Annotated in this window: 18 protein-coding genes and 1 tRNA gene; 15 read left to right on the top strand and 4 right to left on the bottom strand. The window is 55.0% G+C overall.

The genetic code is table 11. From position 1 onward, the window contains the following. Positions 1-14: 14 nt before the first annotated feature. The 10 genes from V1572_RS18760 to V1572_RS18715 all read left to right on the top strand — a co-directional run bounded on the left by V1572_RS18760 (position 15) and on the right by V1572_RS18715 (position 12,153). Positions 15-272: a PAAR domain-containing protein gene (locus V1572_RS18760; RefSeq protein ID WP_025912756.1), complete on the top strand. Its 258-nt coding sequence runs from the start codon at positions 15-17 to the stop codon at positions 270-272. Between the two features lie 5 nt (positions 273-277). After that, positions 278-1,405, top strand: coding sequence for a hypothetical protein (locus V1572_RS18755; protein ID WP_395299477.1), 1,128 nt, complete (start codon positions 278-280; stop codon positions 1,403-1,405). Then, on the top strand, positions 1,383-4,820 hold the full coding sequence (locus V1572_RS18750; protein WP_395299476.1) for an ImcF-related family protein: 3,438 nt from the start codon (positions 1,383-1,385) through the stop codon (positions 4,818-4,820). Before V1572_RS18755 ends, V1572_RS18750 begins: the two co-directional genes overlap by 23 nt. Next, positions 4,820-6,421: a type VI secretion system protein TssA gene (gene tssA, locus V1572_RS18745; protein ID WP_395299475.1), complete on the top strand. Its 1,602-nt coding sequence runs from the start codon at positions 4,820-4,822 to the stop codon at positions 6,419-6,421. The genes V1572_RS18750 and tssA overlap by 1 nt, the downstream gene beginning before the upstream one ends. A 42-nt stretch (positions 6,422-6,463) precedes the next feature. Continuing rightward, positions 6,464-8,218 (top strand): type VI secretion system baseplate subunit TssF, encoded by a 1,755-nt coding sequence (gene tssF / locus V1572_RS18740; RefSeq protein ID WP_025912752.1) that lies wholly within the window; start codon positions 6,464-6,466, stop codon positions 8,216-8,218. After that, positions 8,182-9,267 carry a type VI secretion system baseplate subunit TssG gene (tssG, locus tag V1572_RS18735; RefSeq protein ID WP_229226192.1) on the top strand — a complete coding sequence of 362 codons (1,086 nt, stop codon included), beginning with the start codon at positions 8,182-8,184 and terminating at the stop codon, positions 9,265-9,267. The genes tssF and tssG overlap by 37 nt, the downstream gene beginning before the upstream one ends. Further along, entirely contained in the window at positions 9,245-9,790 is a 546-nt protein-coding gene (tssJ, locus tag V1572_RS18730) for a type VI secretion system lipoprotein TssJ (RefSeq protein ID WP_048029648.1), read from the top strand. The genes tssG and tssJ overlap by 23 nt, the downstream gene beginning before the upstream one ends. Then, positions 9,790-10,245 (top strand): type VI secretion system baseplate subunit TssE, encoded by a 456-nt coding sequence (tssE, locus tag V1572_RS18725; protein WP_048029649.1) that lies wholly within the window; start codon positions 9,790-9,792, stop codon positions 10,243-10,245. Before tssJ ends, tssE begins: the two co-directional genes overlap by 1 nt. A 14-nt stretch (positions 10,246-10,259) precedes the next feature. After that, on the top strand, positions 10,260-10,730 hold the full coding sequence (locus V1572_RS18720) for a hypothetical protein (protein WP_395299474.1): 471 nt from the start codon (positions 10,260-10,262) through the stop codon (positions 10,728-10,730). Between the two features lie 91 nt (positions 10,731-10,821). Next, entirely contained in the window at positions 10,822-12,153 is a 1,332-nt protein-coding gene (locus V1572_RS18715; RefSeq protein WP_395299473.1) for a VasL domain-containing protein, read from the top strand. A 49-nt stretch (positions 12,154-12,202) separates the two neighbouring features. Here V1572_RS18715 and V1572_RS18710 read toward each other — a convergent pair. Both V1572_RS18710 and V1572_RS18705 read right to left on the bottom strand, forming a co-directional pair. Then, positions 12,203-12,274: transfer RNA gene (locus V1572_RS18710), tRNA-Arg, on the bottom strand. 75 nt (positions 12,275-12,349) lie between these two features. Beyond that, entirely contained in the window at positions 12,350-13,279 is a 930-nt protein-coding gene (locus tag V1572_RS18705; RefSeq protein WP_045908749.1) for a formate/nitrite transporter family protein, read from the bottom strand. Positions 13,280-13,594: 315 nt separating this feature from the next. Between V1572_RS18705 and mlaA the strand changes: the two genes are divergently transcribed. Continuing rightward, a complete protein-coding gene (gene mlaA, locus V1572_RS18700) occupies positions 13,595-14,347 on the top strand; it encodes a phospholipid-binding lipoprotein MlaA (protein ID WP_023336447.1) in 753 nt (250 codons plus the stop codon). 44 nt (positions 14,348-14,391) lie between these two features. Here mlaA and fadL read toward each other — a convergent pair whose 3' ends face one another. Further along, the gene (gene fadL / locus V1572_RS18695) at positions 14,392-15,675 is read right to left on the bottom strand and encodes a long-chain fatty acid transporter FadL (protein WP_045908748.1); all 1,284 of its coding nucleotides are present in this window, start codon (positions 15,673-15,675) and stop codon (positions 14,392-14,394) included. 372 nt (positions 15,676-16,047) lie between these two features. On the opposite strand from fadL, the gene V1572_RS18690 reads away from it, so the two are divergent. The 4 genes from V1572_RS18690 (at position 16,048) to sixA (ending at position 20,763) form a co-directional block, all read left to right on the top strand. Next, positions 16,048-16,332 (top strand): YfcZ/YiiS family protein, encoded by a 285-nt coding sequence (locus V1572_RS18690; protein WP_023336445.1) that lies wholly within the window; start codon positions 16,048-16,050, stop codon positions 16,330-16,332. A 278-nt stretch (positions 16,333-16,610) separates the two neighbouring features. Continuing rightward, entirely contained in the window at positions 16,611-17,921 is a 1,311-nt protein-coding gene (gene fadI / locus V1572_RS18685; RefSeq protein ID WP_021241580.1) for an acetyl-CoA C-acyltransferase FadI, read from the top strand. Continuing rightward, on the top strand, positions 17,921-20,068 hold the full coding sequence (gene fadJ / locus V1572_RS18680) for a fatty acid oxidation complex subunit alpha FadJ (protein WP_395299472.1): 2,148 nt from the start codon (positions 17,921-17,923) through the stop codon (positions 20,066-20,068). Before fadI ends, fadJ begins: the two co-directional genes overlap by 1 nt. Before the next feature lie 209 nt (positions 20,069-20,277). Beyond that, positions 20,278-20,763 carry a phosphohistidine phosphatase SixA gene (gene sixA, locus V1572_RS18675; protein WP_395299471.1) on the top strand — a complete coding sequence of 162 codons (486 nt, stop codon included), beginning with the start codon at positions 20,278-20,280 and terminating at the stop codon, positions 20,761-20,763. A 49-nt stretch (positions 20,764-20,812) separates the two neighbouring features. Here sixA and smrB read toward each other — a convergent pair whose 3' ends face one another. Beyond that, a complete protein-coding gene (gene smrB / locus V1572_RS18670; RefSeq protein ID WP_008502613.1) occupies positions 20,813-21,364 on the bottom strand; it encodes an endonuclease SmrB in 552 nt (183 codons plus the stop codon). Positions 21,365-21,462 lie beyond the last annotated feature (98 nt).

Genomic DNA, 21,462 nt, shown 5'->3' with positions numbered 1-21,462 from the left:
GCAGGAGGCAGTGAATGAAACAGGTCATTCGTGAGGGAGATACCCTGAAGGAGTATGGCGGTAAGGTTCTGGGGGGACACTATCTCTGTTTTGGTAAAGGGATAGCCGCTAAAGGGGATGCGGTTAAATGCAACAAGCACGGTATGACGATCATTGCGGAAGGCAGTTCACTCTCAGAGGTCGATGGTCAGCCTGTCGCCCTGCATGGACATCGCTGCGCGTGCGGCTGCACGCTGGTGAGTTCCTTCCCTGATTTTGGTATCGAACAGTGAGGAGCGTGCCGGAGTATCCTGTCTGGGAAACAGCCAGAGCACCCATAACCCGTCGCTGGCTGCAGGCAGGGGCATTTATTATTTTACTTGCCGGAGGCGCTGGGGCGTTGACTGGCGAGGAAAACCGCAGCGCTGCGGCTTTTGCGGTAATGGGCTTTGCCCTGGTCTCCATCAGTTTTCTCTGGCTTTGCCGACTACTTTATTACCGCTTCTCTTTGCACCATGCAATGGCCTGGCAACGCAACGTCAGGCACGAGCAGAGCCTGTGGTGGGAAGAACATCAAAGTCTGCTTGGGCTACAAGACGTCCTGCTGCTTGGCCCGGCAGGTGCGGAAACGGTGGACTGGCAAAGGGTGCTTCGCCGTATTCAGCGCGCCCCTGCTGAACGTCTCGAGTCTGGTGGGAAAACACTGCGCATTGCCCGAACCTTCTCCGCAGAGAGTCAGGAACGGGAGCAGCAGCTGGTTCGCGCGCTGGTGATGCAGTGGAAGACGAGCCCACGCGATATGCCGCGGTCGATCTCGCAGTGCTTTTTTCTGGGAGATGCCCTCGTATGGTCAGCTTTTTATGCACAAATGAAGGACTCTTTTCCAGGGATCGCATTGCCAGACCAGCCTGAACGCTGGGAGGGAGAGGCGACGCTTGCGAGATTGACGGCCCTGCTTCGTGAGGATGCGAAAAGTCAGTATCTTGTGGTTGGATGCGTTTCATGCCCCGCTTCACCTGATAGCCTGCTGCCCGCAGGGGAGTCTGCAGTACTGTGGCTGATAGGCACTGACGCACCAGTGGTGATGCCTCGGGGGGAATATTATGACGCCTCTGCTTCAGACAAATTGAACATCGTCAGCGAACGCGCAGTTACTCAATGTGAACTTAAGGAAGATCCGGCCGCCTGCATTTTGTTTTCGCATCCTCAAATTCCCCAGATTGACGAGTGTGGCTGGAATACCACCCATAACCTGCAGGACAGCTATTGGGGAATGCCGGGAAGCATGGAACCTCTTATTGTTATTTCTCTTGCCGCTCTTTTTGCCCAAAACGAAGCACAGCCTTGCGGCTGGATTAGTACCGATCCTCAACATACCCTCGCTCTTGGAATAGTAAAGCCACATGGAAAAGGAAAACGCCCTTAAACCAGACACAAGTATCTCGACTGCCGTAACGGTGACTATCACCCTTGCTGTTGTCACTTTGGTGATACTTTTTGGAGGCCTCCTCTACTGGTATTTCGCTGTTGATGTCTCGCTGGGCTGGGAATCGGTTCGGCCCCTGCTTATTATCTGCGGCATTGCCTGGATTGCGTTAGTTTGCCTGATTGTGCTGGGTTTTCTCGGCGTTCAGTTGTGGCAAATATGGCATGTCAAGACGCTCTCGACGAGAGGAGAGAGAGAAAACCACAGAAAGCAAAAAGTAAAACAGCAGGGATTAAAAGCCGAAATCGCGGGTTCTTTGCGCAAGCGCTACACCCTTTTCTGGCGCCGTAACGTCCGCCTGCTGCTGGTTACCGGTGATGAGACGGCAATCGAACAGCTGGTTCCTGGTCTGCAGGAAAACCAGTGGCTTGAAGGCAATCGTACTGTACTGATTTATGGCGGCAGTCTGGCTTCTGAGCCCGATCGCGAAAAATACACCGCGCTGCGTAAACTTCGCCGGGGACGTCCACTGGACGGGGTTATCCGGGTCATACCTCCAGCATTTAACCTGACACCACAGATGAGTGACAACGATTTACGCGGGCTGGAAAAAATCAGCGAACTGCTGCGTTATTCCGCACCGGTATGGTTATGGCAACTGCGCGACAGTAAATGGTCGCAGGCTAAGCGTATTGAGCAGGTGGTGGGGGCTCATTTCCCGCTGCGCGCTAAAGAAAGCGACATTATCGGTCAGCTTGAACTGATGCTGCCGGCATTGCGGACGCAGGGGGTGAACCAGGCCGCTGAGAACAACCGTCACGATTTCCTGCTACGTCTGGGCCAGCATCTCAAAGACGGCGGCATTGCCCGTTGGGCTCAGCAACTGACGCCATGGCTCTTTATCTCTCAGCAGCGTGTTCCGCTGCGTGGCCTGATATTTAGCTGCCTGCCGGACAAAAAATCTACTGACGCAGAGTCCTCTATCGCGTCTGTACAGCGTCATGCCTTTACTCTGCCCGTAACCTGGCAGGGTATTATTGAAGACTGCACCCGAGTTCGTGGCCGCCGTGTTGGTATGGCCTGGGAACAGACGCTGGCCTGGACGCTGATGACCATCATCGGTATCTGGGGAGCGGGTACACTGCTGTCATTCGCGGTCAACCGCATGCAGATAGTTTCTGTTGCCGAGCAGGCGCATGCGCTGGTGGAGCATCCTTCCGTATCGGATTACCAGCTCACGGCTCTGCATACCCTGCGTAATGACGCTGGCCGCCTGCAGCACCGTATTCAGGAAGGAGCGCCCTGGTACCAGCGCTTCGGTCTGGACCATAACCAGCAGCTGCTCGATGCGTTGCTGCCCTGGTACGGCGTGGCAAACAACCGCCTGATACGCGACCCGGCGAATCAGGCGCTGACACAAAAACTCAGCGCATTGGCAAACTCTGCCCCCAACAGCGACCAGCGTGCACAGCTGGCGAAGCCAGGTTATGACCAGCTTAAAGCCTGGCTGATGATGGCCCGTCCGGATAAAGTCGACGGCGCGTTTTATGCGCAGACCCTGAAAACCGTGCAGCCGACACGAATGGGTATTTCTACCGGTCTGTGGCAAAGCCTGGCGCCGGATTTGTGGGCCTTCTACATCACCGAACTGCCTAAGCAGCCACAGTGGAAAATCACACCGGATGCGCAGCTTGTCAGCCAGAGTCGCCAGTTGCTGCTGCAGCAAATTGGGCGTCGTAACGCTGAAAGCACACTGTATGAAAATATGCTCAAGTCAGTGCGTCGTAACTTCGCCGATGTCTCCCTGGAGGACATGACCAGCGGTACCGATGCGCGTCGACTTTTTACTACTGAGGAGGTCGTGCCGGGCATGTTCACCCGCCAGGCCTGGGAAGGTGGCATTCAGCAGGCTATCGAAAAGGCTGCAAATTCCCGCCGGGATGAAATTGACTGGGTGCTGAGTGATTCCCGTAAAGCCGTATCGGCGGATCTGTCGCCGGAAGCGCTCAAAGCACGCCTGACAGAGCGTTATTTCATTGACTTTGCAGGCAGTTGGTTGAATTTCCTTAACAGCCTGCACTGGAACCCGGCAAACAATATTGCGGACGTTACCGACCAGCTTACGCTGATGAGCGATGTCCGCCAGTCGCCACTGATTGCCCTGATGAATACCCTCGCCTGGCAGGGACAGACAGGCCAGCAAAGCGAAGGTCTTTCGGACTCCCTCATCAAATCGGCTAAAGATCTCGTCGGTGGAAAAGATAAACCTGCCATTGATCAGTCTGCGTCAGGGCCGCAGGGGCCGCTGGACGATACCTTTGGCCCGCTGCTACAGCTTCTGGGTAAAAACAAAGGTGGTAATGTCATGTCGGCGGACAACTCCCTGAGTCTGCAGACGTATCTGACCCGTATCACCCGCGTGCGTCTGCGACTGCAGCAGGTGGCCAGCGCTTCTGACCCGCAGGCAATGATGCAGACTCTGGCGCAGACCGTATTCCAGGGCAAAAGCGTGGACCTCACCGACACTCAGCAATACGGCAGCCTGATTTCGGCAAGTCTTGGCGAGGAGTGGAGCGGATTTGGCAGCACAATGTTTGTGCAGCCGCTGACTCAGGCCTGGGAGACCGTACTTCAGCCGTCGGCAGCCAGTCTGAATGACAAATGGAGCCGCTCGGTTGTCGCGAACTGGCAAACTGCCTTTGACGGTCGTTTCCCGTTTGCTGCCAGCAAAAGCGATGCCTCTTTACCGATGCTGGCTGAATTTGTGCGTAAGGACAGTGGACGAATAGAGCGCTTCTTGTCGACAGAGCTCAACGGTGTGCTGCACAAAGAGGGCAGCCAGTGGGTACCGGATAAGGTCAACAGCCAGGGACTGAACTTTAATCCGGCCTTCCTGCGGGCCATTAACCAGCTGAGCCAGCTGTCAGACATCCTGTTCACCGATGGCAGTCAGGGCATCAGCTTTGAGCTGCAGGCGCGTCCTGTGCCACAGGTGGTGGAGACGCAGCTAACCATTGATGGACAAAAGCTGCACTACTTCAACCAGATGGCCGACTGGCAAAGCTTCCGCTGGCCGGGAGAGACTTACAAGCCGGGAACGATGCTGACATGGACCACGGTCAACGCCGGTGCGCGCCTGTTTGGGGATTACAGCGGGACCTGGGGCTTTATCCGCTGGCTGGACTTGAGCAAGCGTCAGCAGCTGGACCGCAGCCAGTGGATGATGAGCTTTACCGCACCGGATGGTCGCACCCTGCAGTGGGTGCTGCGCTCACAACTTGGAAAAGGCCCGCTGGCGCTGTTGGATCTGCGTGGTTTCACGCTGCCGGATCACATATTCAGTGTCGACAGCGTGGCCACCGCTCAGGCGCTGATGGCTAATACGGAAAACAATGACATGGAAGGTGTCGAATAATGAGCACATTGCAGAATTTGGTTACCGCCTGTCAGGCTGACGATGCTCAGCTGCGTGAACAGGCGCAGACGCGCACGGATAACTGGCAGCCCTGGCTTGCTCCGGTAAGCGTAGCCAGTCCGACGGGGGAAGACCCGGGATATGACGATGATTTTCAGCGTATCCGCGAAGAGGTTAATAAGCTCTCCGGGATTGATACTGAACTGATATGCACGCTTGCTGAAAAGTTACTGACCACCACGGCCAAAGACATCCGGATTGCGACCTACTACTGCTGGGCGCGACTGCACCAGGATGGCGAAGCCGGCTTTGCCGAAGGGCTTGAACTGCTTGCCGGATTATTGCAGCGCTACGGCATGCAGCTTCACCCGCAGCGGGACCGAAGCCGCAAGGCTGCACTGGAATGGCTTGCCGGTAGCCGTGTCCTGGACAGTCTGTCACTGTTTCCGGAGGTCATCCGCGAGGATGCACAGCGTACCGCCGGGGCCTTGCTGCTCATCAGTACCCGTCTGGAGACCGAGCCGGAAGCATCGCGGCCAGAGCTGAATGCCCTGTACAGCGGGCTGGAGTCTCGCCTGATGAAGGCCGGGGGTGTGGATGCCGTGGTACCGCAGAACGCAGGGAATAAGGCGCAGTCACAGCCCTTTACGCATGCGACCGAGTCAGATGCGCCGGTTCTGAACCGCATCACCTCCGGTCAGGATTTGCTGGCCCAGGCCCGTACCCTGACGGGATATCTGCGCGAGCAGCCTGATGGCTGGCTAGCCGCACACCGGCTGATGAAAAGCTTGCGCCATGACACGCTGAGAGCGATCCCTGCACCGGATGCCGAAGGGAAAACACGTATCGAACCACCGCGGGCTGACCAGCGGGCCATGCTTAAACGGTTGTACCTGCAACAGAGCTGGCTGGAGATATTGGAGCAGGCGGACAGCACCTTCTCGCGTGGCGCTAATCACCTCTGGCTGGATTTGCAGTGGTATATCCACCAGGCTCTGGTGAAATTGGGGCACGATGTGCTGGCCGATATCATCATCGCCGATCTGAAAGGGCTGCTGAGCCGTCTCAAAGGACTTGAAACGCTGGCCTTTAATGACGGAACGCCGTTTGCCGATGAGGTCACGCTCAACTGGATAAATCAGAGCGTGCTGGGCGATTTGTCCAACTGGCGGGATGAGCCGGTCAGTGCTGCTGGTGAGACAGATAACGATATCCTGCTCCTCGAGCCGGAAGCGCTGGATAAAGCGGACACTGACGGTCTGGATGCCACACTTCACTGGCTCCAGACCCGTCCAGGTTGCGACTCTACAAAAGACAAATGGCTGCTGCGCCTGCTGATGGCCCGCATAGCCGAGCAAAAGGGTAAAAATGAGCTGGCCCTGCATCTGCTGGGTGAACTCGATAGCGCCGCACGGTCAATCACCCTCACGCAGTGGACACCGGCGCTGTTATTTGAAGTGAAATCCCGTCGCCTCAGACTGCTACGCATGAAAGCTACACGCAGTGAAACCGATAAATCACGTCTTCAGCCTGAGATGGACCAGCTTCTTGCCGGTCTGATTGCGCTCGACCCGGCAAGTAGTGCGGTGCTTTGCGGATAAAAACGCCTGGCTACCTTTAACATTCCTATATTCAGGTTTTTTATGGACGACTTAACCCTGCGTTACTACGACGCTGAAATGCGCTATCTACTGGAAGCCGGCGAAGAGTTTGCCCGTGCTCACCCCGAGCAGGCAGCAATGCTCAATCTCGATAAAGCGGGCGCGCGCGACCCTTACGTGGAGCGGCTTTTCGAGGGCTTTGCCTTCCTGATGGGCCGGCTGCGCGAAAAGCTCGATGACGACCTGCCTGAACTGACCGAAGGGCTGGTCAGCCTGCTGTGGCCGCATTATCTGCGCACCATACCGTCGATGTCGGTGGTGGAGTTCACCCCTGACTGGCGCGAGATGAAAGAGCAGATGCGCATCGCCAAAGGTTTCGAAGTGAACTCGCGGCCGATCGGCGAGAAGGCCACGCGTTGTCGGTACACCACAACCAAAGAGATCACGCTCCTGCCGTTGTCGCTGGAGCAAGCCCGCCTGTCGACTGATCCTGACGGGCGTTCGGTTATCAGCCTGCGCTTTAACTGCAGCCATCTTGCCGACTGGAGTCGTATCGATCTCAGCCAGATCCCGCTCTACTTCAACGCTGATGCACCGCTGGCCTGCGCCATGCATGAAGCCTTTACCATGAATACAGCGCGCCTCTGGCTGCGGATGCCGGGCGACATGGACAGAAGACCGCTCGACGGGTATTTCACCGCGCTGGGCTTTGGCGATGATGACGTCCTGTGGCCGAAGGGAAGCAGCAGCTTCAGCGGCTATCAGCTGCTGCTCGAGTACTTCACCTTCCGTGAGAAATTCATGTTCACGGGGCTGCGTGGGCTCGAGACCGTGGCCTTTCCGGCTGAGCTCCCCTGGTTTGAAATCGACGTGGTGCTGGCAGAACGCTGGGAGCATGATTTCAGCTTTACCGAAAAGCATCTGCGCCTGAACTGTGTGCCGGTGATTAACCTGTTCCCGCTGGAATCCGATCCGCTGACGCTCAATTCCCTGCAGACCGAATATATGCTGCGCCCGATGCGCGTGCAGGATGGCCATACCGAGATATACGCGGTGGATTCGGTGATGTCATCAAGCCAGCATACCTACGTGCCATTTTCAAGCTTCCGCCACAAGGGCGGAATGATGCGTCATGAAGCCCCGGAATATTACTACCACACCCGCGTGCGCCGTGGCCCGTCGGGATTGCATAACACCTGGCTTATCCTCGGCGGGGAAGCGTTTGATAACCACACGGTGCCGGAGGATGAAAGCCTGTCGCTGACGCTAACCGGCACCAATGGCCAACTACCTCGCAGAGCGTTGCAAAGTACCGTGCTCGATACAGTGATGAAAACCACTTCAGCCAGTATCGCCGTGCGCAACCTGTGTGCGCCGACGCTGCCTTGTTATCCCCCGGCACAGGATCGCTTTCACTGGCGTGTGCTGAGCCATCTCGGCAGCGGTTTCCTGTCGATGATGGACAATGCCGACGTGCTGCGCGGCACGCTGGCGCTTTACGAGTGGACTGACAGCGAGATGAACCGCCGTCGTCTGGAGGCGATTATCGATGTGAAGCACAGTGAAACGGAACGCTTTGAGCAGGGATATTTGGTGCGCGGGGTGCAGATTGAGGTGACGCTTGAGAGCAACGGCTTTGCCGGGCGCGGCGATATCTGTCTGTTCGGCGAGATGCTGAGCCGCTTCTTTGCACTGTACACCGATATCTATCTGTTTAACCGCCTGATTATTATCCTGCAACCGACCGGAGAGCGCCTGGAATGGGAAGAGAAGCACAACCGCCGCATTCCCGGCTGACCCCGCGGCTGGAGGCCGATCTTCACCGCATCAACTTTTATCGTTTATGCCAGCTACTGGAGAAGCGCCATCCGGACTGGCCGCTGATGGGCTCTACCAGCCATCCGGCGGATGACCCGGTACGCTTTGCGCCGCACCCTGGAATGGGATTCCCGGCCAGTGAACTGAAGGCTGTCGAGTATGACGAGAATGATGACAGCAGGCCACCGATTATCCGCACGACCTTTATGGGGATGTACGGTGTTGATTCGCCTCTACCGACTGCCTATCTCGATGACATTTCCCAGCGCCGGGAAGGACATGAGGCGCTGCAGGGGTTTCTGGATATTTTCAGTCATCGCATCCTGACGCAGTTTTACCGCGTCTGGCGTAAATACTCGTATCCGGCCACGTTTGAGCCCGGCGGTACCGACAGCATTTCGCAGTCGTTATTGGGTCTGGTTGGTCTGGGAATACCGGGCACTGCGAATCATATAGCCACGCCAGTGTCCCGCTTTCTGGCGCTACTGGGTGTGCTGCAGCAGCCGGGCAAAACTCAGGAAGGGATGCAGGCACTGGTGCGCCTGCTGGCGCCCGATACGACGGTGCAGGTGAGTCCGTATTGTCTCCGGCCTGTAGAGATTGACAGGCCGCTGGGTTTTTACGGTGACGAAGAGTTTCTTCTTGATGGCAATACGCCTCTGGGTGACGAAGCGATGGATGCCGGCAGCCAACTGCTGGTTGCTCTCGCAACGGACAACGAACAGGAAGCGCAGGGCTGGAAACCGGATGGCCAGTTGTACCTGGATTTCCTGGTAATGCTACGGGTATATCTGGGCTGGCGGTTTAAAGCCAGAATTACCCTGACCACTTCCGTACGTCTGCTGGCCGTTCCACCGCTGGGAGAAAATCCTTTCTGGTTGGGGCTGAACGGCGTGCTGGGCGCTGATGATGATAGCCTTCCGGATGATATTCCTGAGACCTTTACGACAGAGCTGGGTTATTACAGTGGCCTGGAGCCTGCAAAAACACAACAAGGAAACAGACGTGTTACGTACAAGTTTAATTAAGACTACGCGTTGGCTGATGCCGCTGATAGCACTCACTCTGACGGGCTGTGGGGTAACGCAGAGCGTCACCGACGGTACCAGATCGGCGTTCAATTCTGTGTTCTATAAAAAAATTAAAATCCTGCATCTGGATTTTACCGCACGTGAAGCGCTGAACACCGACTCCCGTGAAAGTAACTCGCTGTCTCAGCCGGTGGTGATAAGGGTTTACCAGCTTAAAGACCGCAAAACCTTTGATAAGACGGTGTATCAGCAGTTGCTTCAGGATGATAGCACCATTCTGAAAGACGACATGCTGGCCAGTCGTGATGTCGTGGTGAAACCGGGTGGCGATGCAAACCTTGATATGCCAATGGAAGAAAAGGCGCAGTTTGTCGCGGTGGTAGGGCTGTTCCGCCATCCGGATATGGACAACAACGCCTGGAAGCAGGTTATCAAACGCAGTGACCTGGATCCGGATAAACCACGTATCCTGGAAGCAGGTGATAACTCTCTGACGCTGCAACCGCTTAAGGACGACTGATGCCCTACGGACATAACACGCCTTCGCTGTATGAAATGTTAACGGGAAATTTTACAGGTGGCCTCAATCTCAACCAGGTCAGTGAGGAAAATCAGGTCATCCTCTCGGTACTGGATAACATGCAGCGTATCCTCAACTGTCGTGCCGGCACGCTGGCGCATCTGCCTGACTACGGCCTGCCGGATATGACCAAAATCCTGCAGGGCATGCCGGGAACGGCCCATGAACTGATGGGCACTTTGTCTGCCGTCCTGCTCAAATATGAACCCCGCCTGAAAAAAATAACCGTTGTCCTGCTGGAACAGAACGTCCCCGGCGAACTGCGTTATGCCATTGACGCTGAACTTAAAGGGATTGGCCTGGTGCGCTACGGGACTGAATTTATGCCCGAAGGACGGGTCCTGTTAAGGCATCTCAGGCAACAGCAGTATCTCGACACCACTCTTCATATATAAGGTCCGATAACATCATGTCTGTAAAATTACAGTTCCTGAAGAAGTTGCAGGCACGCCAACCTGCACCTGTTCCTGCCATCAGCAAGAGTCAGGCTGATATTGCAGAGTTTCGCCAGCGAATGGCCCAGCTTCAGGAGCAAATGGACGCGTGGCTGACGGATACGGGACTGAATGTGGAGCCACTGACCGTATCCGTTCCGGATCTGCTGGTGGAGGGCGGGGCTTTTGAGATTTCCGGTATCGTTTTGCGCTATGACAGCCGGGCAGTCAAATTTATGCCGATCTTTCTGTATGGACAGGGCGTCGCCGGTTGTGTCGAGGTGACTTTCTGTTCCGGGGACAAGGTGATTTCTCAAGGACGCCTGTTCATGCGGGTGGGGAACGCAAATGGCTGGATCTTTACTCCCCCTGATACCTCATCCCGGTCCGGAAAACGATGGGATGAAGGTGTGTTTTTCGGTCTGATTTTAGCGCTGCTGCCATAGCGATATTTCTGAGTCATTGCACTTTTAAACGCAAAATAGCCCCTCACATCAACTGACGAAATTAACCACACGGATATGCAGGCCCTCCAGGATGACCACACATATAACGTTAAAAACCGGCGGCGACCCGCGCACGCTGCCAGATTACGCCGCCCTCCGCGATGAACTCAGCAAGCTGACGCATCCTGCTCGCCCGGATGTAAACTGGCAATATGTCGAAAAACGCTGTCTCTCTCTGTTTGAACAAAACGGTGTGGAGTTGCAGACTGCGGCCTGGTACACCCTTGCCCGGACTCACCTGTCTGGATTGGCTGGCCTGAACGAAGGGCTGGCGATTCTGGAGGCCCTGATTAGCCATCAGTGGGACGTGTTCTGGCCGAAGACGCTACATACTCGTCTGGAAATCCTTACCGGCCTGAGCCAGCGCCTGCAGCAGCGCATGCGTATGCTTCCACTCAACAACAGCCATCTAAGTGAGCTTTACAGTGCTGAAGCGTTGCTTACCCGGCTGAGTTCGGTGCTCCAGCGCCTTGAACTGAAACACCTAAGCCAGTTCGATACGTTACGAACAATGATACGTTCGAATGCTGAACGGCTGGAAAGCAGTAATGACGCATTCGATCGGAATGCATGCATGATGCCCGGTTGCGAAATACCTCAGGAAAGGGCAGAGCCGGTTGACGACGTGAAATGGGTCTATGTTGTGCAGCCGGAGAATCAGCCTGATGCAGACGGGCTTACGACAGCGCACGGGGCGGTCAGACCATGGAAGCCCTTTGTCGCCGGGATGTGTTCTATGCTGGTGGTCTGCGTCGCCGTGGCGTGGGGAGGGGGCTTTCTGTCCAGACCCGATCCCTTAACGACTCAGGCTGTTGCCTCGCTGGCGCCGTTACCTGAAGCGCTTACACCTGCTCAGCAAGAGGCATTAGCACAGCGAGGCACTTTACCGCCCACGTTTATTACAGAAACGCAGCAGCAGCTTGCCCGACTGGATAAGCTGCCCCCTGACTGGAATATTTCCTACAGCCTTGAGCTGTTAGCGCAACTCCAGACGGTGCGGCCAGAGGAGGCAAAGCCGCTTGCCGTGCAGTGGCAGCAAAAATTTAACGCGGCAGCGTTGCCTGCTGAGGCCATGAACAGCTGGTATCAGGGAATGATGAAGCTACAGCAACTGAGCCATCGGCTGAGTAGTCTGGATGAGCAGAAGGGAAAATATATCACGGTGAGTGAGCTTAAATCGGTGGTTTTTTCGACTATACAGTCATTTAACCAAACAATACCGGCTGAAGAACAACTCAGACGCCTGTCACAGCATCCCGCAGGAGGTGTGCTTCCTGAAGCTGAAAAGACCCAGCTGGAGTTGCGTCTTAAACAGCTGGCAACGCGTTACGCTCAAATAAAACGGGATTCTTCTTCGCAGTGAATTCTGCGGTGGACAGGCGAATGTGTTCAACAACGCGTAGAGGTCAAAGTGTCCCCTGCAGGAATCGAACCTGCAACTAGCCCTTAGGAGGGGCTCGTTATATCCATTTAACTAAGGGGACGAGGCGGCACGAGTATAGCCTTATTTACACTATGCGTTAAGCGCATCGCCGCCTGACTGCTCAAAGAGTCACCATTCAGGACGATTTTTTTGTCGATTTATCATCATTTTCCCGTGCCTTAAGCTCAGCTTTGCGTTTGTTCGACATGTCGTTACGGATTTGGGCATGGCTTAACAGTGCGAAGATAAACGTTCCGCCGCAGATGTTACCCGCCAGTGTCGGTAGGGCGAACGGCCAGAAAAAATCGCTCCAGTGAAGCGTACCGTTAAAGACCAGATACAGTATTTCAACGGTACCGACCACGATATGCGTGGTATCAGCCAGCGCAATCAGCCAGGTCATCAATATAATCACCACAATTTTGGCGCTCCCTGCTGAAGGAAACATCCAGACCATTGTGGCGATGATCCAGCCGGAGATGATGGCATTCGAGAACATCTCCACCGGCGTGTTTTTCATCACATCCATGCCGATTTTTACAAACGCGTCCCGGGTGGGTTCATCAAAGATCGGCATGTATTCAAACGCCCAGGCCGCGATGCCTGTGCCGATGATATTACCCAGCAGGACGACGCTCCACAGACGCATCAATAAACCGAAGTTGCCGAGGGTAGGGTTTTGCATTACCGGCAGAACGGCGGTCACCGTGTTCTCGGTAAACAGCTGCTGGCGGGCCATGATGACAATCACAAAGCCGAAGGTATAGCCGAGATTCTCGAGTAAAAATCCGCCGGGCACACCTTCCAGCTGAACATGAAATATCCCTTTGGCGAGCAGAGATGCGCCCATTGAGAGCCCAGCGGCGATAGCTGACCAGAAGAGGGCCATGGCATCGCGCTCCATCTCTTTTTCACCGTCCTGGCGGATATGCTCGTGGATGGCCATCGCGCGGGAAGGCAGGCGATCTTCATCAATTTCTATTTTCTCGCCGCGCGCTTTCTCCTCGCTTTCAATTTCAATTTCCTCATTGCTCTCGCCAATCTTTTCTTCGCCCACTTCTTTCATATCTGCTCCCGGAGGTTGATCTTTCTGTTAAGCGTAGCGGCTTTTGTCGGGATGCCTGTGGGGATGCTCTTAAATTGGCGACAATGACAACAAAGGTGATACATCTCTTTCAAAGACATTATAAAATTGCCAGCGAAACGAATTCCAAAAGCCAGGCTATGCTGAGATCAGAGTCACGGTGGTTACTGCCCGTAATTGTGCTCATAGACATCGGTAAACGTGCTGTTACAATCGCTTGCACGTTTACAGACGGAGCGTCAACGGCTCCGTTACGGATGGCAATCAACGATAGCCATACTGAACAGGGAGATATTTATGAAACTTCGGCTGTCGGCGCTTGCGCTGGGCGCGACGATGCTTGTGGGCTGCGCCAGCTCCGGGGAGCAAACGGGACGCTCCGATCCTCTCGAAGGATTTAACCGCTCCATGTATAGCTTCAACTACAACGTGCTGGACCCGTATGTGGTTCGCCCGGTGGCAGTGGCATGGCGCGATTATGTTCCACAACCCGCGCGTAACGGGTTAAGTAACTTTACCAGTAACCTCGAAGAGCCTGCGGTAATGGTGAACTACTTCCTACAGGGCGACCCGTATCAGGGGATGGTGCACTTTACCCGCTTCTTCCTGAACTCCATTCTGGGGATGGGCGGCTTTATTGACGTCGCTGGCATGGCGAACCCGAAACTGCAGCGTGAACAGCCGCACCGTTTTGGTAGTACGCTGGGGCATTATGGCGTCGGCTACGGCCCTTACGTTCATCTGCCGTTCTATGGCAGCTTCACTGTGCGTGATGATGGCGGTGATATGGTCGATACGCTGTATCCGGTTCTGTCGTGGCTGACCTGGCCGCTGTCGGTAGGTAAATGGACGGTGGAAGGGATTGAAACCCGTGCGCAACTGCTCGACTCTGACGGTCTGCTGCGCCAGTCTTCTGACCCGTACATTATGGTGCGTGAAGCGTACTTCCAGAATCATGACTTTATTGCCAACGGCGGTAAGCTGAAGCCGGAAGAGAATCCAAACGCGAAGGCTATCGAAAACGAACTAAAAGATATCGATTCCGAGTAAATAAAAAAGGTGAGCAATGCTCACCTTTTTTGATTCCAGTACGATTAGAACGCGTAGTTGAAGTTCGTACCGAACAGCCAGGCTTTACCTTCAGAGGTAAACTCGTAAGGGCCTTCCTGGAACGTGACTTTCTGACCGTGCATATAAGAAACGCCCGCATCGATGGATGCATTCTCGTTGAACGCATATGTCGCGCCAGCACTTAACCAGAAGCGGTCCTGATCCGGAATGGAAATAGAACGCTTGTCTGCCGGAACCGGGCTGTCGTCAAATGCGATACCGGAGCGGAAAGTCCAGTTTTTATCGTAGTAGTAGGTGGTACCCAACGCAATACGATAGGCGTCGTGGAAGCTTTCGTCCTTATAGAACAGCGTTTGACCATTGGTTCCGGTCGCTTTCAGCTCCTGGAACTGGCTCCAGCTGGTATAGGCCAGGCTATAGTGGATCGCCCATTGAGGTGCAACGCGGTTGTAACCGGACACTTCCCACATTTCTGGCAAATGCAGTGACAGTGAACCTGGAACGGTCTGGTTTGACGTTCCCCAAGGAATGGTGGTACCCGCACCAGGAACCAGGTTGTTCACCGGCTTCAGGATGCCGCTCTTGTAATCGCCGTCGAAGTCAATTTTCACTTCGGAACGATAGGTCAGGCCCCAACGGTTGTTTTTGTCCAGCTCGTACAGGATACCGGCGTTCCAGCCATAGCCCCACTCATCACCTTCAAGACTGGCAATTTTATTGCTGTTTTTTGGCAGGCGAGCAGTTTGCTCTCCGGAGTAACGTTCAATTTTGGCATCGGCGTAGACGGCATCAAAGCCCAGACCAAAGCTCCAGTTATCGTTCAGGCGATAAGCACCGCTCAGGTTCAGGTTCAGCGTAGTAAGGTCCGTTTTACCGCCGTATTCACCAGCCGGATAGTTGCTATTGAACTCGGTAGCAAGGCCGTAGTTAGAGGTTACGGATGCTCCCCAGCCAAACTGTTCATTGATAGGTGCAACGAAGTGCAGGTTAGGGACCCATGCTGTTGGGGCAATATTGTCCGCTTTAAGGCTCGCACCAGTGAATGGTGACTTGCCTGAAATGTTGACATCAGGATCGATATAAACCGCACCAGCAGAGAAGGTCGGACGATCAAACATCATGATCAATGCAGGGTTACGACTCGCGTTACCCGCATCATCCGCAATCGCACCTTCCCCCGAATACGCGCGGCCAAGGCCAGAGGAAGAAAATTCGTTTAACTGAAAGCCCGCTGACCATGCGGAAGTGGAGACGAGTGCCACTGCGACTGCCAGCGCAGTCTTGTTGAACAGGGTTTTCTGGCTCATGACCATAACCTCATTGAGTTATTTTTATTCAATAATTGTTACATACCGTAACAGGAGCGCGAAGTGTAGGGTCTGAGGTATGACAGACAAATCAGACCAGTGGCCAGAGTATAGGTCCGACCAGCCTGAATGTTGCAAGTTTGTTTATTAATATTTTCAAACATGTTTCGTGAAACGAGATCTGGTTGGCAAAATTGTGACCATCGCGACTCACCCAAAAGGGTGGTTTTTGTTTTAGATCATTTTTTAGTGTGATATTGGTCACTTATCCGATTTTGCGCCATTAACGGCTGGAGAGAGCCCGAGCCGGGGCGTAAAATAGCAGCATCGTGTTTATCTCGCGCGTTGCGCGAATACAGAGGAAATTGAGCTATGAGTAAATGCAGTGCTGATGAAACCCCGGTTTGCTGCTGTATGGATGTTGGGACCATCATGGACAACACCGATTGCACCGCGTCTTACAGCCGTGTGTTCACCAACCGCGCCGAAGCGGAAGAGACCCTGGCCGCGCTGAGCAAGCGTGCGCGTGATGTTGAATCCGATCCGTGTGAAATCAAGTCGACCTTTACCGAAGTGGAAGGCGGCGTGAAGCTGGACATCGACTTTGTTTTCGCTTGCGAAGCAGAAACGCTGATTTTCCAGCTGGGTCTGCGTTAATTTCTGCGGCCTGATGCCCTCACCCCGACCCTCTCCCACGGGAGAGGGCGCAAACATTAAAAACGGTAACCTACGGGTTACCGTTTTGCTTTTACCTTGCGCACCCGACAACATACCGCACAAATGCCCCTGCCATGCAGGGGCATTTTCTTTTTCTTCTCTGTGTTTTAGCTCGCATTTTTTCGTTTCCCCGATTGGCTGAATGTAAAAAAATGGTTAAGACTATTATCAGGTCAGACCACTTTGCGTTTGCGAAAATTTTTTTACAGGGGAGTGTTATGAGTCAGGCATTACCGCTTATTACCCGTCAGGGCGATCGCATTGCCATCGTCAGTGGATTGCGCACGCCATTTGCGCGTCAGGCAACGGCGTTTCATGGCATACCGGCCGTCGACCTGGGGAAAATGGTAGTGGGGGAGATGCTGGCTCGCAGCGAAATTCCGCCGGAGGTCATCGAACAGCTGGTTTTTGGCCAGGTCGTGCAGATGCCTGAAGCCCCCAACATCGCGCGGGAAATCGTCCTCGGTACCGGGATGAATGTTCATACCGACGCCTACAGCGTCAGCCGCGCCTGCGCAACCAGCTTCCAGGCCGTGGCGAACGTCGCCGAAAGTCTGATGGCGGGTACCATTCGCGCCGGGATAGCGGGGGGAGCGGACTCCTCTTCGGTACTGCCGATTGGGGTCAGTAAAAAGCTGGCGCGTATCCTGGTCGATGCCAACAAAGCCCGCACGACGGGTCAGAAGCTCAAACTCTTCTCGCGTTTACGTCTGCGCGATCTGATGCCTGTTCCCCCTGCCGTAGCGGAATATTCCACCGGCCTGCGCATGGGCGACACCGCCGAGCAGATGGCCAAAACCTACGGCATTACGCGTGAACAGCAGGATGCGCTGGCGCATCGTTCACATCAGCTTGCGGCAAAAGCCTGGTCGGAAGGCAAGCTGACCGATGAGGTCATGACCGCCTATATTCCGCCCTATCGCGAACCGCTTGCGGAAGATAACAATATTCGTGGCACGTCAACGCTGGCGGATTACGCCAAACTGCGCCCGGCGTTTGACCGCAAGCACGGCACCGTGACGGCGGCGAACAGTACTCCGCTGACGGACGGGGCTGCCGCCGTGATCCTGATGACCGAATCCCGTGCAAAAGAGCTGGGCATTACTCCCCTGGGCTATTTACGCAGCTACGCCTTCACCGCCATTGACGTCTGGCAGGACATGCTGTTGGGTCCGGCATGGTCCACGCCGCTGGCGCTGGATCGCGCGGGGCTGACGCTGGCTGATTTAACCCTGATTGATATGCACGAAGCGTTTGCCGCGCAAACCCTGGCAAACGTCCAGCTGCTGGCAAGCGAGCGTTTCGCACGTGATGTGCTGGGCCGCGCGCATGCCACGGGTGAAGTGGATCAGAGTAAATTCAACGTGCTGGGTGGCTCTATCGCCTACGGTCATCCGTTTGCCGCTACAGGGGCGAGGATGATCACGCAAACATTACATGAACTCCGTCGCCGTGGCGGTGGGTTTGGCCTTGTTACCGCCTGTGCGGCGGGCGGCCTTGGCGCAGCAATGGTTCTGGAGGCTGAATAATGGATATGCCATCTGCATTTAATCTGACGGTTCGCCTCGATAACGTGGCCGTTATCACTATTGATGTGCCTGATGAAAAGATGAATACCCTGAAGGCCGAATTTGGCGTTCAGGTGCGCGCGATGCTAAAGCAGATCCGCGAGAACAAAGCCATTCGCGGCCTGGTGTTTATCTCTGCCAAACCCGACAACTTTATTGCCGGGGCGGATATCAACATGATTGCCCGGGCGCAAAGCGCGCTGGAAGCCGAAGAGCTGGCGCGTCAGGGCCAGCAGGTGATGTCGGAGATCAACAGTCTCCCAATCCCGGTCATCGCAGCGATCCACGGTGCGTGTCTGGGCGGTGGGCTGGAGCTGGCGCTGGCCTGCCACAGCCGCATCTGTACTGACGATGCGAAAACCATTCTGGGCCTGCCGGAAGTGCAGCTGGGCCTGCTGCCAGGTTCTGGCGGAACGCAGCGTCTGCCGCGGCTGGTGGGCGTCAGCACGGCGCTGGAGATGATCTTAACCGGTAAACAGCTGCGTGCCCGTCAGGCGCTGAAAGCCGGTCTGGTCGATGACGTCGTGCCGCAGTCCATTTTGCTGGAGGCCGCCGTTGAGCTTGCGCTGAAAGGGCGTCAGGCAAGACGTCCTCTGCCGGTTCGCGAGCGCGTGCTGGCCGGTCCGCTGGGGAGAACGCTCCTGTTCAATATGGTGGACAAAAAGACCGAACAAAAAACCAAAGGCAATTACCCGGCGGCAAAGCGGATCCTCGACGTGATCGAAACCGGGCTGTCGCAGGGCAGCAGCAGCGGCTATGCCGCGGAGGCCAAAGCCTTTGGTGAACTGGCGATGACGCCGCAGTCACAGGCATTGCGCAGCATCTTCTTCGCCAGCACTGAGGTGAAAAAAGACCCGGGAAGCGAGGCATCGCCTGCGCCTCTGCGTGCCATTGGCGTACTGGGTGGGGGGCTCATGGGCGGCGGTATCGCTTTTGTTACCGCCAGCAAAGGCAAATTGCCGGTACGCATCAAAGACATTAACCCTAAGGGAATCAACCACGCGCTGCAGTACAGCTGGCAGAACCTTGATCAAAAGGTCAAACGCCGCCATATCAAGGCAAGCGAGCGTGATAAAACCCTGGCGACGATCTCCGGTACGACGGATTACAGCGGTTTTGCGCACCGCGATCTGGTGATTGAAGCCGTGTTTGAGGATCTGGCCCTTAAGCAGCAGATGGTGGCAGACGTTGAGCAACATTGCGCCCCGCATACCATTTTTGCCTCCAACACGTCGTCATTACCGATTGGCGATATCGCGGCGAAAGCCGCGCGTCCGGAGCAGGTGATCGGGCTGCACTTCTTTAGCCCGGTAGAAAAAATGCCGCTGGTGGAAGTTATTCCACACGCGACCACCAGTCCGCAAACCATCGCCACGGTAGTCAAACTTGCGAAGAAGCAGGGTAAAACGCCGATCGTGGTCGCAGATAAAGCCGGCTTCTACGTCAACCGTATTCTGGCGCCCTATATTAATGAAGCCATGCGGCTGCTGACGGAAGGCGAGAAGATCGAACACGTCGACGAGGCGCTGGTAAAGTTTGGTTTCCCCGTTGGCCCAATCCAACTTTTGGATGAGGTGGGAATAGACACCGGCACTAAAATTATACCTGTGCTGGAGGCAGCTTATGGCGATCGTTTTAGCCCGCCTGCAAACATTGTTTCTGCAATTTTGAAGGACGATCGCAAAGGCAGAAAAAATGAACGCGGTTTCTATCTTTACGGCGCGAAAGGGCGTAAAAGCAAGAAACAGGTCGACCCTTCGGTTTATGGGCTTATTTCGACCACCGGTCAGGGAAAACTGTCTGCCGTTCAGTGCGCTGAACGTTGCGTGATGATGATGCTCAATGAAGCGGCGCGCTGCTTTGGTGAGCAGGTGATCAAGAGCGCACGCGATGGCGACATCGGCGCGGTATTTAGTATTGGTTTTCCGCCGTTCCTTGGCGGCCCGTTCCGCTACATGGATACACTCGGCGCGGGTGAAGTGGTTGCCATTTTGCAACGTCTGGCCTCGCAATATGGCCCACGGTTTACACCGTGTGACGAATTATTGCAGATGGCGGAACGGGGCCAGACATTTTGGCCTGCACGGGAAACTGATTTCGTAAACTGAAGTCAAAGAAGGGTAAATCCTGAGGTGAATGAACCTGTTCTGGCGATTTTGTAAACAGAGATTGACTATACTTACGCCATTGAGGTAAAAAACAGCGTTTCATTCATCGAATGGATCAGGCACAATGCCCGGCCATCGGGTTTTCTACCTCTTAGCATTTATCGCGGGTAGTTAACGCCGGTGATTCTGGTTAACAAAAGCGGTGCAATATGCAAGTTTTCATCATGCGTCACGGCGACGCGGCACTCGATGCCGCCAGTGACTCAGTACGTCCTTTAACCGTCTGTGGCTGCGACGAATCCCGTCTGATGGCAACCTGGCTTAAAGGTCAAAAAGTGGACATTGAACGCGTTCTTGTGAGTCCGTTCCTGCGTGCAGAACAGACGCTGGATGTGGTAGGGGAGTGTATGAACCTGCCGTCCAGCGTGGATGTTCTTCCTGAACTCACCCCCTGTGGCGATGTAGGCCTTGTCAGTGCCTATCTTCAGGCGCTGTGCAATGAAGGTGTTGCGTCCGCGCTGGTCATTTCCCACCTGCCACTGGTTGGCTATCTGGTATCTGAGCTGTGCCCGGGCGAAACGCCGCCGATGTTCACGACATCCGCCATTGCCAATGTGTCTCTGGACGAAACGGGTAAAGGTGTCTTTAACTGGCAAATGAGTCCGTGCAACCTGAGGATGGCAAAAGCCATCTGACGTGACGTGTGATTGTGCGGGGGCGCAAAACAGGCCTCCCGCCGTCCTGTCAGGGTAATTCTGGCGGCTGCCACTCTTCCACTTCAATCAACACCAGCAATGCGGCATCTCCGCCGTACTCTTTGGGTGCCTGATGAAACGCCATCACGTGTGGATGCTGAGCCAGCCACAGCGGCGTCTGCTGCTTGAGGATATGCTTACCGTGGCCGTGCATCACGCAGGCGCAAAAAACATGTTCGCGGCGACAGGCGGCGATCAAGGCCCCCAGCTCCTGTTTTGCCTGCATCTGCGTTAAACCATGCAGATCGAGAAACAGCTCCGGCGAATAATCTCCGCGACGTAACTTTTTCAGTTCAAAATGGCTGACGTCTTCGCGCACGTACTTCACCGCACCTTGCGTATTGAGCAGCGGCTGAAATTCATCTGAAAAATAGTGGCTGTTATCCGCCTGCTCCTGCAGCAGCCGTTTGACCGGGACTTCACTGATTTTTTTACGCTGCGGGCGATGAACAATCGTGTCCTGCGCGATTTTCCGCGTCCCGGTCATTAGCTGGCGGAAGAGCGCCTGATCCTCCTCGCTGAGCGATGTTTTCTTTTTCATTCGTCATTCTCATCTCGTATTTCCGATAGTGTACCCGACTAAACGCATTTTTTAACCTCAAGCGGTACGCGTCATTGCTGATTTATCGCCGTCTTCAT

Origin of the sequence: Enterobacter quasiroggenkampii (assembly GCF_043972695.1) — a bacterium.
Classification (GTDB): domain Bacteria; phylum Pseudomonadota; class Gammaproteobacteria; order Enterobacterales; family Enterobacteriaceae; genus Enterobacter; species Enterobacter quasiroggenkampii.
This window is presented reverse-complemented; position numbering and strand designations above follow the sequence as displayed.

What these genes read in the sequence shown, in the direction of transcription:
- sixA (WP_395299471.1), top strand. Translation starts at nt 20,278, where the DNA reads ATGCAAGTTTTCATCATGCGTCACGGCGACGCGGCACTCGATGCCGCC.
- fadJ (WP_395299472.1), top strand. Translation starts at nt 17,921, where the DNA reads ATGGATATGCCATCTGCATTTAATCTGACGGTTCGCCTCGATAACGTG.
- V1572_RS18750 (WP_395299476.1), top strand. Translation starts at nt 1,383, where the DNA reads ATGGAAAAGGAAAACGCCCTTAAACCAGACACAAGTATCTCGACTGCC.
- mlaA (WP_023336447.1), top strand. Translation starts at nt 13,595, where the DNA reads ATGAAACTTCGGCTGTCGGCGCTTGCGCTGGGCGCGACGATGCTTGTG.
- V1572_RS18760 (WP_025912756.1), top strand. Translation starts at nt 15, where the DNA reads ATGAAACAGGTCATTCGTGAGGGAGATACCCTGAAGGAGTATGGCGGT.
- V1572_RS18715 (WP_395299473.1), top strand. Translation starts at nt 10,822, where the DNA reads ATGACCACACATATAACGTTAAAAACCGGCGGCGACCCGCGCACGCTG.
- smrB (WP_008502613.1), bottom strand. Translation starts at nt 21,364, where the DNA reads ATGAAAAAGAAAACATCGCTCAGCGAGGAGGATCAGGCGCTCTTCCGC.
- tssF (WP_025912752.1), top strand. Translation starts at nt 6,464, where the DNA reads ATGGACGACTTAACCCTGCGTTACTACGACGCTGAAATGCGCTATCTA.
- V1572_RS18720 (WP_395299474.1), top strand. Translation starts at nt 10,260, where the DNA reads ATGTCTGTAAAATTACAGTTCCTGAAGAAGTTGCAGGCACGCCAACCT.
- tssA (WP_395299475.1), top strand. Translation starts at nt 4,820, where the DNA reads ATGAGCACATTGCAGAATTTGGTTACCGCCTGTCAGGCTGACGATGCT.
- tssE (WP_048029649.1), top strand. Translation starts at nt 9,790, where the DNA reads ATGCCCTACGGACATAACACGCCTTCGCTGTATGAAATGTTAACGGGA.
- V1572_RS18705 (WP_045908749.1), bottom strand. Translation starts at nt 13,279, where the DNA reads ATGAAAGAAGTGGGCGAAGAAAAGATTGGCGAGAGCAATGAGGAAATT.
- V1572_RS18690 (WP_023336445.1), top strand. Translation starts at nt 16,048, where the DNA reads ATGAGTAAATGCAGTGCTGATGAAACCCCGGTTTGCTGCTGTATGGAT.
- tssG (WP_229226192.1), top strand. Translation starts at nt 8,182, where the DNA reads ATGGGAAGAGAAGCACAACCGCCGCATTCCCGGCTGACCCCGCGGCTG.
- fadL (WP_045908748.1), bottom strand. Translation starts at nt 15,675, where the DNA reads ATGAGCCAGAAAACCCTGTTCAACAAGACTGCGCTGGCAGTCGCAGTG.
- fadI (WP_021241580.1), top strand. Translation starts at nt 16,611, where the DNA reads ATGAGTCAGGCATTACCGCTTATTACCCGTCAGGGCGATCGCATTGCC.